At 75.2% G+C, this 13,688-nt stretch carries 13 protein-coding genes; 8 read left to right on the forward strand and 5 right to left on the reverse strand.

All coding sequences use genetic code 11. The features are described 5' to 3' along the window. Positions 1 to 233: 233 nt before the first annotated feature. From ACYU8I_RS07705 to ACYU8I_RS07720, 4 genes are read left to right on the forward strand one after another with little or no spacing between them, the layout of a single operon-like run. Entirely contained in the window at positions 234 to 983 is a 750-nt protein-coding gene (locus ACYU8I_RS07705) for a DsbA family protein (RefSeq protein ID WP_460839170.1), read from the forward strand. After that, positions 980 to 1,639, forward strand: coding sequence for a vitamin K epoxide reductase family protein (locus tag ACYU8I_RS07710; RefSeq protein ID WP_460839173.1), 660 nt, complete (start codon positions 980 to 982; stop codon positions 1,637 to 1,639). Before ACYU8I_RS07705 ends, ACYU8I_RS07710 begins: the two co-directional genes overlap by 4 nt. Further along, positions 1,636 to 2,247, forward strand: a complete 612-nt coding sequence (locus tag ACYU8I_RS07715) for a copper resistance CopC family protein (protein WP_460839176.1) — start codon at positions 1,636 to 1,638, stop codon at positions 2,245 to 2,247. The genes ACYU8I_RS07710 and ACYU8I_RS07715 overlap by 4 nt, the downstream gene beginning before the upstream one ends. Further along, positions 2,244 to 4,280 (forward strand): cytochrome c oxidase assembly protein, encoded by a 2,037-nt coding sequence (locus tag ACYU8I_RS07720; RefSeq protein WP_460839178.1) that lies wholly within the window; start codon positions 2,244 to 2,246, stop codon positions 4,278 to 4,280. Before ACYU8I_RS07715 ends, ACYU8I_RS07720 begins: the two co-directional genes overlap by 4 nt. A gap of 3 nt (positions 4,281 to 4,283) precedes the next feature. Here the strand turns inward: ACYU8I_RS07720 and ACYU8I_RS07725 are convergent, their stop codons facing one another. Continuing rightward, complete coding sequence (locus tag ACYU8I_RS07725) at positions 4,284 to 4,790, reverse strand: pyridoxamine 5'-phosphate oxidase family protein (protein WP_460839180.1); 507 nt, start codon at positions 4,788 to 4,790, stop codon at positions 4,284 to 4,286. A 33-nt stretch (positions 4,791 to 4,823) separates the two neighbouring features. Here ACYU8I_RS07725 and ACYU8I_RS07730 point away from each other — a divergent pair, with 33 nt between their 5' ends. Continuing rightward, positions 4,824 to 5,552 carry an EcsC family protein gene (locus ACYU8I_RS07730; protein WP_460839182.1) on the forward strand — a complete coding sequence of 243 codons (729 nt, stop codon included), beginning with the start codon at positions 4,824 to 4,826 and terminating at the stop codon, positions 5,550 to 5,552. A 6-nt stretch (positions 5,553 to 5,558) separates the two neighbouring features. Here ACYU8I_RS07730 and ACYU8I_RS07735 read toward each other — a convergent pair whose 3' ends face one another. Further along, positions 5,559 to 6,824 carry an FAD-dependent oxidoreductase gene (locus ACYU8I_RS07735; RefSeq protein WP_460839185.1) on the reverse strand — a complete coding sequence of 422 codons (1,266 nt, stop codon included), beginning with the start codon at positions 6,822 to 6,824 and terminating at the stop codon, positions 5,559 to 5,561. 179 nt (positions 6,825 to 7,003) lie between these two features. Between ACYU8I_RS07735 and ACYU8I_RS07740 the strand changes: the two genes are divergently transcribed. Next, complete coding sequence (locus ACYU8I_RS07740; RefSeq protein ID WP_460839187.1) at positions 7,004 to 7,825, forward strand: DICT sensory domain-containing protein; 822 nt, start codon at positions 7,004 to 7,006, stop codon at positions 7,823 to 7,825. A 108-nt stretch (positions 7,826 to 7,933) separates the two neighbouring features. Further along, positions 7,934 to 9,661, forward strand: coding sequence for a hypothetical protein (locus ACYU8I_RS07745; protein WP_460839191.1), 1,728 nt, complete (start codon positions 7,934 to 7,936; stop codon positions 9,659 to 9,661). On the opposite strand, the gene ACYU8I_RS07750 is transcribed toward ACYU8I_RS07745, so the two are convergent. After that, positions 9,606 to 10,460, reverse strand: coding sequence for an SDR family oxidoreductase (locus tag ACYU8I_RS07750; protein ID WP_460839194.1), 855 nt, complete (start codon positions 10,458 to 10,460; stop codon positions 9,606 to 9,608). The genes ACYU8I_RS07745 and ACYU8I_RS07750 overlap by 56 nt on opposite strands. Between ACYU8I_RS07750 and ACYU8I_RS07755 the strand changes: the two genes are divergently transcribed. Beyond that, positions 10,459 to 11,775, forward strand: coding sequence for an acyl-CoA dehydrogenase family protein (locus ACYU8I_RS07755; protein WP_460839198.1), 1,317 nt, complete (start codon positions 10,459 to 10,461; stop codon positions 11,773 to 11,775). The genes ACYU8I_RS07750 and ACYU8I_RS07755 overlap by 2 nt on opposite strands. Before the next feature lie 9 nt (positions 11,776 to 11,784). Here the strand turns inward: ACYU8I_RS07755 and ACYU8I_RS07760 are convergent, their stop codons facing one another. After that, complete coding sequence (locus ACYU8I_RS07760; protein WP_460839202.1) at positions 11,785 to 12,660, reverse strand: crotonase/enoyl-CoA hydratase family protein; 876 nt, start codon at positions 12,658 to 12,660, stop codon at positions 11,785 to 11,787. Further along, positions 12,657 to 13,688, reverse strand: a 1,032-nt coding sequence (locus ACYU8I_RS07765; protein WP_460839204.1) for an LCP family protein, incomplete at its 5' end; no start/stop codon positions are given. The genes ACYU8I_RS07765 and ACYU8I_RS07760, both read right to left, overlap by 4 nt.

A 13,688-nucleotide genomic window follows, 5' to 3' on the forward strand; every position in this document is an offset into this window, starting at 1 on the left:
CACCCACACCATCCGCTTCGCGCGCTGATCCGCACCTGCTGCGGCCGGTCCCGCGAGGGGCCCTCTCGTCCGGCGGCCCGGCACCCTTCGGGGTGCCGGGCGGTTCGCCGTACCCGATTGGCCGCGCGTCTACCATGGGAGGCGTTTGCCGACCGGGAGGCACATGCCCGGCACGGCCACCGGCGCGCCCCGAAGGCCCCGCCAGCCAGGTGACCACCACGAGCAGGAGACCCGTGTCCAACAAGAAGAAGGCCCAGGCCGCGAGCGACGACACCCGGCGCCGCGGCAGCGCGATGATGCAGCAGCAGCGGGCCAAGGAGAAGCGCCGAAACGCGCTCATCCAGGGTGCCATCGCGCTGACGGCCGTCGTGGCGGTCCTCCTCGTGACGGTCGCCGTGCTCAACGCGCGCGGCGCGGGCCAGGCCGAGGTCGTGCCCGAGGCCGTCAACGGCAACGGCGGGTTCGTGGTCGGCAACGCCGACGCCGACACGACCATCACGGTCTTCGAGGACCTCCAGTGCCCCGCCTGCAAGGCCTTCGAGACCGCCAGTGGCGACAAGCTCACCGAGCTGGCCGAGAGCGGTGACGTCGCCGTCGAGTACCGCATCATCTCCTTCCTCGACAGCCCCGCCACCGACGACTACTCCAGCCGCGCGGCCAACGCCTCGGCCTGCGTGATGGAGCAGGGCACCGACACCTGGGCGGCGTTCCACAAGGCGATGTACGAGCAGCAGTCGCCCGAGTCCGGCCCCGGCCTGACGGACGAGGAGATCCTCGCGATCGCCGTGGACGCCGGCGCCGACGAGGCGCAGACGAAGTCCTGCATCGCCGACGGCACCTACGACGACTGGGTCGCGCAGGTGACCGACGAGGCCGGCGACGACGGCGTCAACAGCACCCCGACGGTGATGGTCGACGGCGAGGTCACCGAGGCCCGCACGCCCGAGCAGCTGCAGCAGGCCGTCGACGAGGCCGCGGCGTGACCACCGTCGACCCGGCCGGCGTGGGGGCGGCGCCCCCCGCCGCGGTCGACGAGGTCGACGAGACGTACGACGGTCATGACACCGACGGGGCGGCCCGGCGGATGCGCTGGCACGGCCTGCAGCTGGTGCTGCTCGGCCTGGCCGGTCTGAGCGCCGCCTTCGCGCTGACGGCCGACAAGTTCAAGCTCCTCGCCGACCCCTCGTTCAGACCGAGCTGCGACCTCAACCCGGTGCTCTCCTGCGGCTCCGTCATGGTGACCGAGCAGGCCGAGGTCTTCGGCTTCCCCAACTCGATCATCGGCCTGGCCGCCTTCGGGGCGGTCGTCGCGATCGGCGTCGTCCAGCTGACGGGCACCCGTCCGTCGCGGGTCGTCCAGGCCGGGCTCGCCGTCGGGGCGCTCGCCGGCTGGGCCTTCGTGCACTGGCTCGCCTTCCAGAGCCTCTACCGCATCGGGGCGCTGTGCCCGTGGTGCATGGTGGTGTGGGCGTCCACGGCCCCCATCGCGATCTGGTCGGTGCTGCGGCCGCTGCGTGACAGCGGTTCGGGCATCGGCCGCCTGTGGACCTACCGCTGGTCGCTGCTGGTGGCCTGGTACCTGCTCGTCGTCGTGCTCGCCCTCGTCCGCTTCTGGACCTACTGGAGGACCCTGCTGTGACCCGCACCCGCGCGACCGTCCTGTCCCTGCTGGTCGCGCCCCTGGTGGCGCTGGCGGCCCTGGTCGTCGGTGTCGGCCCGGCCTCCGCCCACGCCAGCCTCACCGGCAGCGACCCCGCCGACGGCGCCACCCTCGCGGCCGCGCCCGGGACGGTGTCGTTCACCTTCAACGAGGACATCCGCGAGCCGGCCTTCGTCGTGGTGACCGCAGGCGGCCAGCGGGTCGCGGAGGGTGAGGCGCAGGTCGACGCCAACGTCGTCACCGCCCGGGTCGACGACGGGGCCCCGGCCGGGCGCTGGACGGCCGCCTACCGCGTGGTCTCCGTCGACGGCCACGCCGTGACCGGCCAGATCGCCTTCGAGGTCGAGCAGCCCGCCCCCAGCGCCACCCCCAGCGCCACCGTCAGCACCTCCGCGAGCGCCACGCCCAGCCCTGGAACGGACGCCTCGGCGAGCCCGGGGGCCTCGGCCGAGACCACCCAGGGTGCCGTCACGGCCGGTGACGACGAGGGGCTCTGGCCGCCCCACACCGAGCACGTCGTGCTCGCGGCCGTGCTGCTGGCCGCCGCTGCCGCTCTCGTGCTCTGGTCACGCCGGCGCGCCCGATGACCTCGACGGCTCCAGCCACCCCTGCGCCCACCCCGGGCCCCGACCCGACCGTCGCCGCCGCGAACCGGTCGGCACGCCGCGCCCGTCAGCGCTCGCTGGCCCTGGCCGCGGTCCCGGCGGCACTGGCGGCGGCCCTGGTCGTGGTCGGCCTCGGGGGCGCCGCCGCCCCGGTGCCCGACGGGCTGCCCGACCCCGGGGTGCTGACCACCTGGGGGCTCCCGGTCGCCGAGGTGCTGGGCCAGCTGCTCGCGGTGGTCGTGGTGGGCTCGCTGCTGGTGCCCGCGCTGGTCAGCCTGCGCCCCGACGACGACCTCGAGGGCGTGGCCTTCCGCGCCGTCAGCCGCACCCGCACCTGGGCGCTGCTCTGGGCGTTGGCCGTGCTGGTCCAGGTGGCGCTCAGCGCCTCCGCGCTCTTCGCGGTGCCCGCCTGGCAGCAGGGTCCGGGCCGGGTCCTCGACATCTCGCTGGGCGCGCCCCAGGGACGCGCGCTGCTCGTGCAGCTGCTGCTCGTGCTCGCCGTGGCGCTCGCGTCGCGATGGGCCCTGCGGGCGCGCGAGGCCGGCGCGGTGCTCGCGCTCGCGGTCGTCGCGGTCGTGCCCCCGGTGCTCACCGGCCACACCGCCTCCTCGGGCAGCCACGACCTGGCCACCGTCAGCCTGCTGCTCCACGTGCTGCCGGCCCTGGTGTGGGCGGGCGGCGTGGTCGCCCTGGTCTGGCACCTGGGTGCCGGGGGCGAGAAGCAGCAGCGCGCCGCCCGCCGGTTCTCCCCGCTCGCCGCCTGGTGCTTCGCCCTGGTGGCGGTCTCCGGCGTCGTCAACGCCGCCGTGCGACTCGACGGCGCCGACGACCTCGTCGGCACCGCCTACGGCCGCACCGTCCTGGCCAAGGTCCTCGCGCTGGTCGTCGTCGCCGTGATCGCGGCGCGGCTCCGCGCGCGTGTCCGCGGCGGGGAGGGCAAGCCGATGCTGCTCCGCCTGGCCGGCCTCGAGGCGGTCGTCATCTGCACCGCCATCGGCCTGGGCGTCGCTCTCTCGGTCACCCCCACGCCCGTGGGCGAGCTCTACCCGACCCTCGCGGAGTCGCTGGTCGGCGGCCCGCTGCCGCCCGAGCCCACCGCTGGCCGCCTGCTGCTCGGCTTCTACCCCTCGGGCCTCGGCCTCGCGGTCCTCGGACTCGGGCTCGTGGCGTACGTCGCGGGGTTGCGCGCGCTGCGTCGCCGCGGCGACTCCTGGCCGGTGCTGCGCACCGCCTCGTGGCTCGTCGGGCTCGCGATCGTCGCCTACGCCACCACGGGTGGGATCGCGGCGTACTCCCACGTCGCGTTCAGCTACCACATGGTCACGCACATGCTGCTGTCGATGGTGGCCCCGATCTTCCTGGTCGCGGGCGCGCCGGTCACGCTGGCGCTGCGGGCGCTTCCGGGCTCCGACGAGCCCGGTGGCGCCGGGCCGCGTCAGCTGCTGGCCGGGCTGCTGCGCTCGCGCTTCTCGCGCTTCGTGACCCACCCGCTGGTGGCCTCGGTGCTTTTCGTGGCCAGCCTCTACGGCATCTACTTCACCGGGCTGTTCGAGGCGCTGATGCTCAACCACCTCGGCCACGTGCTGATGGAGCTGCACTTCCTGCTCGTCGGGTTCTTGTTCTTCGAGGTGCTCGTCGGCGACGCGCCGCTGCCGCGCCGGCTGCCGCACGCCGCACGGCTGGGCCTGCTGCTCGTGGTGGTGCCGTTCCACGCGTTCTTCTCGATCGCGGTGATGAGCTCCACGACCGTGCTGGGGGAGGGTTTCTACTCCCTGCTCGACCGGCCGTGGTCGCCCGACCTGCTGCGCGACCAGTACGTCGGCGGCTCGCTGGCGTGGGCGCTCGGCGAGGTGCCGATGGTCCTGGTGCTGCTCATCCTGCTGGGCCAGTGGTTCGTCAGCGACAAGCGCACCGCCTCGCGCGGCGATGCCCGGGCCGACCGCGACGGCGACGCCGAGCTCGCGGCGTACAACGCCCGGCTCGAGGCGCTGGCGCGCCACGACGCCCGGTCGTAGGGGTCAGGGCGCGCCGGCCGCCGGTGCGGTGCTGCCCGTGACCTCCATCGGGGGCAGGCCGAGCTTGCGGTGGTCCCAGCTGCGGGTGCGCTCGACGACCAGCCGCACGGCGACCCGCTTGCGGGCCATGTCGTCGACCGCCGGCCGGAGCTCTTCGCTGTAGGGGCCGAGGTAGCGCTCGAAGACCTCGCGGCAGACCCGCCAGACCGCCTCGGGGTCGTCGACCACCTCGGCGCGGCCCTCGAGCGCCACGCCTCGTAGCCGGTCGTAGGTGTGGCCGGCCTCGACGAGCACCGACAGCCGGTCGTCACGGCGCAGGTTGGCGACCTTCTGCGAGCGGGCCTTGGTCTCGAACCACACCTCGCCGTCGACGACGGCGTACCACATCGCGACGAGGTGCGCCGCCCCGTCACGACCGTGGGTCGCGATGGTCGCGGTGCGCTGCTCGTCCACGAACGCCGCCACCTCGTCGGGACCCATCTGCACCTGGCCACGCTGGTTGCCGCTCACGCGCCGCAACCTACCTGCCGCTACGGTCACGCCATGGGTCTCGTCCGTCGCGCCGGTGGCGCCGCCTTCAACCGCTTCGGTGCCATCCCCGAGGGCCCCACCGCCGAGATCGTGCACCAGGCGCTGCACCACGCCATCGCGGGTGTCGGTCCGCTGGCCGGTGCCCGGGCCGCCGCCGACAAGGCGCTCGAGGACTCCGGGGGCGACGTCGAGAAGGCGATCGACCGGCTCACCCGCGTCCACCTCGGCCTGGCGGGGGCGGAGGGCTTCGTCACCAACGTCGGGGGTCTCGTGACCGCGGCGTGGGCCATCCCGGCCAACATCGGCGGGCTCGCCGTGGTGCAGATCCGGCTGGTCGCCGCGATCGCCCACCTGCGCGGCCTCGACCTCGACGACACCCGCGTGCGCAACGCGGTGCTCGCCACCATGCTCGGGCGCTCCGTCGTGCGCCAGCTCGTGCGCGACGGCCGGCTGCCCGGCACGCCGCGGCAGATCGCCGGGCTGCCCCAGGGCGAGCAGACGACGGTGACCGAGCCGCCCGCGAAGGGTGGGGCCAAGGCCCGTCGCGCCGCCCGTACGCCGCTCGACCGCACGGTGGGCGCCCAGGTCGCGACGTCGCTGCTGAGCGAGGTGGGCGGCAAGCGGCTCGCGTCGTTCGCCGCCAAGCGCGTGCCGGTGCTCGGCGGTGTCATCGGCGGCAGCACCGACGCGTGGAACACCCGGGCGATCGCGAAGTACGCCCGCGACGAGCTGAGGGGCTGAGGGCCCTCAGCCGACGCGGGCCACGGGGCGGCGCAGGCGCGCCTGCACGGCGCGGGCGGCACGGCGGCCGGAGACGAGCGCGCCCTGGATCGACGGGGTGTCGCGGTGGTCGCCGGCGACGAACACGCCGTCGCCGAGGTCGACCTCGCGCTGCAGCGGGGTGCCGGGGTCGAGGGCCGGCAGTGCTCGCGGCAGGTCGTCGACCCGCACCAGCTCCCACCCGCTCGCGTCGGCACCCAGCAGCCGGGCGGTCTGGGCCCGGGCGGCCCGCTCGAGGGTGACGGGGTCGTGGCCGGCCCCGAGCACGGAGGCCTGGAGCAGGGCCCCGTCAGCGGCGTAGCCCGGTGCCGCCTGCGAGACGACCGCGGCGTTGACGACCGGTCCGCGGCCCTCGCCGTCGACGTGCAGCAGCCTGCTCGGGCTGGGCGGCTCCGCCGCGCGCCACCACAGCGTGGTCAGGCCGCGCATCCGCGGTCGCGGCCAGCCCAGGAGGTCGGCTGCGGTGACGGGGTCGGTGGCCACCACCGTCGCCCGGGCGCCCACCGTGCCGTGGTCGGTGACGACCCGGTGGCCGGTGACGATCTGGGCGGTGGTGCCGAACCGCACCCGCTCCGGGCCGAGCCGCTCGAGCAGCTGGTCGGGCAGCGCCTGCATGCCCCGCGCCGGCACCGACGGGGTGCCGCGGACGAAGGAGCGCACCACGAGGTCGGCGTAGCGTCGTGACGTCTCGAGGTCACCGTCGGCGAGCACCCCGGCCAGGAACGGGCGGAGCACGCGGTCGGTGGGGGCCCCGTCGAGCCTGCACGCCGCGAGCGCCTCGTGCAGCGGCACGTCGTCCTGGGCCTTGACCGCCGTCGCCGGTCCGAAGCCCACGCGCGCCATCCAGGCGACGAGGGCGAGCTTCTGGCGCACGGTCAGCAGCGGGGTGGTGAGGTCGTTCCACACCGACCTCGGGTGTCGGCGGGGGTCGCCGAGCTCGTGCAGCCGGCCGCCGTGGCGCACCGCGACGCCGGCCCCGAAGGCCTGCAGGTCGAGCGCGTCGACGTCGACGAGGTCGCGCACGGCGGGGTAGGCGGGGTTGAGCAGCTGGAAGCCGCGGTCGAGCAGCAGCCCGTCGACGTGGTCGGTGACCACGCGGCCGCCCGCGCGCTCGGCGGCCTCCACGACCACGACGTCGAGACCCCCGCGGGCGAGCCGCAGCGCGGCCGCCAGGCCGGCCAGGCCGGCGCCGACGACGACCACGTCGGCGGCGGTGGGCAACGTGCGTCGCACGGTGTGCTCCTCGGTGGGTCCGGCCGGGTGGTGGCCGGGTCGTGGTGGGAGCCGCGACTCCCCGGGTACCCCGCGACCAGGCGGTGCCGGTGTCGCGCGGTGGGCGTGTGCGATGGGTGCCCCATCGGGCCGAGTTCAACATTTCGTTCAGGTATGCGTGGAGGTTTAGCATGGAGCGCGTGGAGACGGACATCGCGAGCGCGACGCTGACCATCGGCGACCTCGCGGACCGCACCGGCGTCAGCAGCGCCACGCTGCGCATGTGGGAGCAGCGCCACGGCTTCCCCGTGCCGCACCGCCTCGACAGCGGCCACCGGCGCTACGACGAGGAGACGGTGGCGGCGATCAAGCGGGTGGTGGCCCGCAAGGAGGCGGGGATGCGGCTCGACCTCGCCATCGCGCAGGCGCAGGCAGACGTCGCGCCGACCTCGCCGTCGATCTACGCCTACCTGCGACGCCGTCACGCCGGGCTCTCGACGTACCGGCTGAAGAAGCGCACCCTGCTCGGGCTCTCGTGGTCGATCGAGGACGAGTTCTGCGCCAAGGCCGAGCACGCCGACGTCTTCGGCGCCTTCCAGCGGGAGCGCTTCTACGAGAAGGCCGAGCCGCGCTGGCTCGAGCTGGCGCAGTTCGCCCGCTCGACCACGGTCTTCGCCGACTTCGGCCACAGCGAGCCCGACAGCCGCCCGGCCAAGGTGTCGCTCTCGGACGGTGCCCCGCTGCGCCGGGAGTGGGCCATCGTGTGCGACGCCCCCGACCTCCCGGTCGTCCTCACCGCCTGGGAGCTGCCCGGGCAGCAGCAGGTCCGCGACCGCGACCGGGTTTTCGAGGCCATGTGGACCGTGGAGCCGCGGGCCGTGCACGACGCCGCGAGGGTCTGCGCCCACGTCGCGGGCGCCGCCGACCTCGGGTCGGAGCCCCGACGCACGACGCTCCCGGAGACCGCGGCGGTCACGCAGCTCTTCAACCGCGTCGTCGCCTACGTCGACCGGATGTCCTAGGCGGGCCGTCCGCGCGGAGGACGTTCGACCAAAACGCCCAAAACGGAACGCTCGCTCTCGTATCGTGAGCGCGGAGGCGCCCGCGACCCCTGCGGCGGGCGACGTCGCATGGAGCCACACCGTCCCCCCGCCCGCACCCGCCGCGGCGCGCGTCCGGCTGCCGCTGTCGTGGTGGCGCTGCTGCTGACGGCGTCCGGCTGCTCCTGGTTCGGCGACGACGAGCCCGCCACCAACCCGACCCCGGCCCCGGTCGCCGAGGGCGAGGCCCCGGTCGAGGTGATCGGCGCTGTCGACCCCGACGCCGTCGACGTCGGCGAGGCGCAGCCCGCACCCGAGACCGGCCAGGGGTACTACTTCGTCTCCGACCTCTACCCGGTGTCCGGGCCGCGCCTCGACCAGCCGGTGCTGGTCCGGATGACGCTCGACAGCGTGCTGCCCGAGGGCACCCCGGTGACGGTGGCCGCGCGCGCCGACGACTCCGCGCCCTGGCGCTTCGTCGACGGCACCCTCGACGCCGACGGCTCCCACGTGGAGTTCATCGTCCCCGAGCTCGCCACCTTCGGGGTGCTCGCGATCGACCCCGACTCCGTGCGTCGGCGGCTCGGCGAGGCCGTCGACGCGGCCCTCGAGGAGGACGCGACCCGCCCCGACGACGTCGACCCGGCGACCTGCGACGACACCGCGGGCGCCCGCGAGGGTGGCTACGTCGCCAAGAGCTGGCGACGCTCCACGGTCTCGTGGTGCCTCGACCGCGACGGCGAGAGCCGCGTGCTGCGCCTGACGAACACCCGCGGGGTGCCGATCCGCCTCAACGCCCCGGGCGTCGCCGACCGCGGCACCACCGGTGACGCCGTGCGGCCCGACGTGGACTGGGACGCCTGGACCGCCGCGGTCGCCACCGGCGCTGCCGGCGGCGACGGCGACGGCGACGGCACGGCCACGGTGCTCGCCCCCGGCCAGACGCTCGAGGTCGACGCCGACCTCGAGCCCGGCAGCTCGCTGCTGGTCACCGCCGCCGACGACGCCCGCAACCGGGGCGTGCAGGTGCTCCACGGCGCCGCGCTCGGCCTGGCCACCCAGGTGGCCGACCTGGGCCTCGTCGCCCCGCGGCGCCGGCCCGACGGCGAGGAGGTGCTCGCCCGGTTGCTCGCGACCCCGGGCTGCGCCGCCGCGCTCGGCGGCCCTCCGGCCCGGCTGGCGAAGGCGTGCCTGGGCGAGCGCGCCCTCGGTCGGGCCCTCGACCGCCAGGCCCCGCTCGTGACCCCCGTGCTGACGCCGACCGAGGCGACCGCGCTGGTCCGCGACCGGCTGCGGGCGCTCGGTGGTGCCGCGGCCCGGGTCGAGCAGCGTCTCGAGGTCAGCCGCGACCTGCCCGACTTCGGCCCGCTGGTCGGTCGCTTCACGGGGACCGCCCGCAGCATCGTCGTCGGCGCCGACGGCCTGGTCACCGAGAGCTGGGGGACGGCCGCCGGGCCTGCGCTGACCATCGGCTACCAGCTCAGCGACCCCTCGGTCGCCAAGGCGACCGGCACCGCCACCGCCACCGTGACCGCGGTGCAGGTGATCGACCGGGCCGCCGCCGGCGCCCGGGCGCCCCGGGTCGGCCAGGCCGGCGTGCTCACGCTGGGCCGCGACGGGGTGGTGCGCTCGCCCTTCGTCGGGGCGACGTACTGCAACGGGGCCGGGGCCGCCGCCGGCCGGTGCACCGACGCCCCCGTCGTCACGCCGAGCACCCCGCGGGGCGGTGGCACGGGGAAGGGCAAGGGCGGCAAGGGCTCCGCTACGTCGCCGTCGACCCCAGCACCGACGCCAGGTCCCGAGCGGGACGCCCCGTGAGCAGCCGCACGTCGTCGCTGACCCCGGCGAGCTCGCCCGACGCGATCGCGGTGTAGGTGCTGACCCACGCGTCCACCTGCCAGTCGGGCGCGCCGTACGACGCTCGCGAGGCGTAGGCCTCCTCGACCGTCTCGGCCACGTAGGTCACCTCGCGCCCCTGGTGGGCGCCGATGACCGCGGCCGCGTCGGCCAGGCTGAGCGCCTCCGGCCCCGTCAGGTCGTACGTCGCCCCGGCGTGCGGCACCGGGTCGCGCAGCACGGCCGCGGCGCACGCCGCGACGTCGGCCCGTGCCACGGCGGCCACGCGACCGTCGCCCGCCGGGCCGCGCAGGACGCCCTCGTCGCCGGCGAAGAGCGGCAGCACGTCGAGGTAGAAGCTGTCGCGGAGGAACGTCCATGCCAGACCGCTCGCCCGCAGGTGCGCCTCGGTCGCGCCGTGGTCGCGCGCGAGGGTGAAGACCGCGTCGGGCCCGGCGGCGACGAACGAGGTGTAGACGACCCGCTCGACGCCCGCCTCGACCGCGGCGTCCACGAAGGCGAGGTGCTGCTCGAGCCGGTCGGCGCTCTCGGAGCCCGACACCATGAGCAGGGTCTCGACACCCTCGAGCGCCGCGACGGCCGACGCGCGGTCGGCGTACCCGGCGAACCCGACGACCTCGGTCCCCGGCAGCGCCGGCACCCGCGACGGGTCGCGGGCGAGCAGCCGGGTGGGGACGTCGGCGCCGGCGAGCAGGGTGGCGACCGCGCCGCCCAGCGCTCCGGTGACGCCCGTGAGAGCGGTGCGGGGGAGTCCGGTCATGACCACCATGGTGGAGGATGGCGCCATGGCCAGCGACGTCACGCCCACCCTGGGCTCCACGATGTACCCCGCCTACCCGGCCCCGTCGCCGAGGGCCGTCGAGCTGCACGCGGAGCTGCTCGACTTCCTGCGCACCGAGGTGCTGCCGGCCGAACGGGCCTACGACGAGTACCGCGCGCAGGTCGGGCCCGACGACGCCACGGTGCCGCCGGTCGTCGAGGACCTCAAGGTCTCGGCCAAGGAGCGGGGACTGTGGAACCTGTTCCTGCCCGACGACTCCGGGCTGACCCAGCTGGAGTACGCCACCCTGGCCGAGCTCTCGGGCTGGAGCGTCGAGATCGCCCCCGAGGCCCTCAACTGCGCGGCCCCCGACACCGGCAACATGGAGCTGCTGCACCTGCGCGGCACCCCCGCGCAGCAGGAGCGGTGGCTGCGTCCGCTGCTCGACGGCGAGATCCGCTCGGCCTTCTGCATGACCGAGCCCGCCGTGGCCAGCTCCGACGCCACCAACATCGCCACCAGCATCGTGCGCGACGGCGACGACTACGTGATCAACGGCCGCAAGTGGTGGAGCAGCGGCGCGGCCGACCCGCGCTGCGCCGTGCTCGTGGTGATGGGCAAGACCGACCCGGAGGCGCCCACCCACCGGCAGCAGTCGATGGTCATCGTCCCGACCGACACCCCCGGGGTGAGCGTGGGCCGCAACTTCCCGGTCTTCGGCCGCCACGACCAGCACGGCCACTGCGTGGTCGACTTCGACGACGTGCGGGTGCCGGTCGACCACCTGCTGGGCGAGGAGGGTGGCGGGTTCGCCAACGCCCAGGCCCGCCTCGGCCCCGGTCGCATCCACCACGTGATGCGCGCCCTCGGCGCCGGCGAGCGCGCGCTCGCGCTCATGGTGGCGCGGGTGCAGGAGCGGGTCGCCTTCGGCAAGCCGCTCTCCGACCAGGGCGCGGTGCGCGAGCGCATCGCGGAGTCGCGCATCGACCTCGAGCAGGCTCGCGCGCTGTGCCACAAGGCCGCGTTCGTGATCGACACCCAGGGCAACAAGGAGGCCCGTCACCTCATCGCCGCCGCCAAGGTCGCGGTGCCCCGTGCGGTGCTGCGCGTCATCGACCGCGCGATCCAGGTGCACGGCGGTGCCGGTGTCTCCGACGCGACGCCGCTGGCGATGCTCTACGGCTGGCACCGGGCGATGCAGGTCTTCGACGGCCCCGACGAGGTGCACCTGACCTCGCTGGCCCGCCACGAGCTGGCGGCCGAGCCGCTGCTCGCGCTGCCGACGACGTACGCCGCCGAGGTGCTGGCCCGCTAGCCGATCGCCTCAGCGGATCTCGGGCAGCTCGCTGGCACGGCCGGTGAAGCGCGGCGTGCGCTTCTCGCGGAACGCCGCCACGCCTTCCTTGCCGTCGCCCTGGGAGGCGTGCCACATCGCCAGGCTGTCGGCGCGGTGGGCCTCGACCGGGTGGTCGGCACCGGCGCCCGCGAGCAGCAGCCGCTTGGCGAGGCCGAGGGCGACGGGGGAGCGGTCGCGCACGAACGAGCGGGCGAGGTCCTGGGCGGCGCCCAGCAGCTCGTCGGGCTCGTGGACCGAGCGCACCAGGCGTCCGGCCAGGGCCTGCTCGGCGGTGAGGATGTCGGCGGCGTACACCCACTCCAGCGCCTGGGGCAGGCCGACGATGCGGGGCAGGAACCACGACGACGCGGCCTCCGGCACGATGCCGATGCGGCCGAAGACGAAGCCGATGCGCGCCTGCGTGGAGGCCATCCGGATGTCCATCGCCAGCGTCATGGTGGCGCCGATGCCGACCGCCGCACCGTTGACCGCGGCGATGACCGGCTTGGGCATCGCGTGGATCGCGAGCGCGACCTTGCCCCCGGTGTCGCGCACGCCCGACTGCCACGGCTCCTCGGTGAGGTGCTCGCGCAGCACCTCGGGCGTCGGCTCGAGCGTCTCGTCGAGGCCGAAGACGTTGCCCTCGGCCGAGAGGTCCATGCCGGCGCAGAACGCCCGGCCGGCGCCCGTGACGACGACGGCTCGCACGGCGTCGTCGTGGGCGGTGACGGTGAAGAAGTGCTCGAGCTCGCGGGCCATGGTGACGGTGAAGGAGTTCAGCGCGTCGGGCCGGTCGAGGGCGAGGGTGGTCACGCCGTCGTCGTCGACGCTCCAGGAGAGCGTCTCGTAGTCGTGCTGGGTCATTCGACTCCTGCCAGTCCGGTGGGGGTGCACAGCTCGTCGGGGATGTCGCCGGTGCGGTCCTCGCGCACCAGCCGCAGCAGCTCGTCGGCGCGCTGGGCGTCCCAGTTGACCTCCTGGTCGGCGATCGGCATGCCACAGGTCAGCCCCGCGGTGCCGTTGACCCGGGTCATCGCCCAGCCGAAGCGCGCGAGGGCCACCGGCCCGGTGCCCTCGCTGATGCGCAGCGACGTGCGGGCAGCGTCGTTGAGCCGCCAGTAGCGCACCGGGTTCAGCACGGTCCAGGGCGAGGCGACCCTGCTGCCGATGGCGCTGATCACCTCGCGCTGGCGCCGGGCGCGGTCGAGGTCGCCGTAGGCGCTGACGTAGCGGGAGCGGGAGTAGCCCAGCGCCGTGACGCCGTCGACCTCCTGGCAGCCCCTGCGGATGCGCAGGTTGGCCCTGGGGTCGACCATGCGCTCGCGCGGGCACACCGTGACGCCCCCGACCGCGTCGACGGCGTTGACGAAGCCGCCGAAGCCGATCTCCACGTAGTCGTCGACCCGGACGCCGGTGGCCTGCTCGATGGTGCGCACCAGCAGGCGCGGACCGCCGTAGGCGAAGGCGGCGTTGATCTTGCCGGTGCCGCGCCCCGGGATGTCGACGATCGAGTCGCGGGGGATCGACAGCAGCAGGTCGGGGCCCGCACCGGTGTGCAGCAGCATGATGGTGTCGGTGCGCGCGCCGACGTCGCCGACGCCGCCGGTGCCGAGGCGCTGGTTCTCCTCGTCGCTGAGGCCCCGCCTGCTGTCGGAGCCGACCAGCAGGTACGTCGTGCCGGGCTGCTCCGGCGGACGCTCGCCGGCACGCGGCTCGATGTCGACCTTGTCGATGGTGCTGACCGCCCACAGCGGGGTGGCGACCAGGAAGGCCAGCCAGGCCACGAGCACGAGCAGCAGCACCCGACGCACCCGGCGGGGGCGGCGGCCGCGCGGTCGCCGTGCCCGCGGGTCGCGCGGCGGCTGCACGATGCGCGGCGGCGGGCCCGTGGG

Source organism: Nocardioides marmoraquaticus (genome assembly GCF_054777915.1).

Excerpts from the sequence above, each read along its gene's own strand:
- ACYU8I_RS07730 (WP_460839182.1), top strand. The coding sequence starts at position 4,824 with ATGGGTCTCGTCCGTCGCGCCGGTGGCGCCGCCTTCAACCGCTTCGGT.
- ACYU8I_RS07750 (WP_460839194.1), bottom strand. The coding sequence starts at position 10,460 with ATGACCGGACTCCCCCGCACCGCTCTCACGGGCGTCACCGGAGCGCTG.
- ACYU8I_RS07745 (WP_460839191.1), top strand. The coding sequence starts at position 7,934 with ATGGAGCCACACCGTCCCCCCGCCCGCACCCGCCGCGGCGCGCGTCCG.
- ACYU8I_RS07720 (WP_460839178.1), top strand. The coding sequence starts at position 2,244 with ATGACCTCGACGGCTCCAGCCACCCCTGCGCCCACCCCGGGCCCCGAC.
- ACYU8I_RS07755 (WP_460839198.1), top strand. The coding sequence starts at position 10,459 with ATGACCACCATGGTGGAGGATGGCGCCATGGCCAGCGACGTCACGCCC.
- ACYU8I_RS07760 (WP_460839202.1), bottom strand. The coding sequence starts at position 12,660 with ATGACCCAGCACGACTACGAGACGCTCTCCTGGAGCGTCGACGACGAC.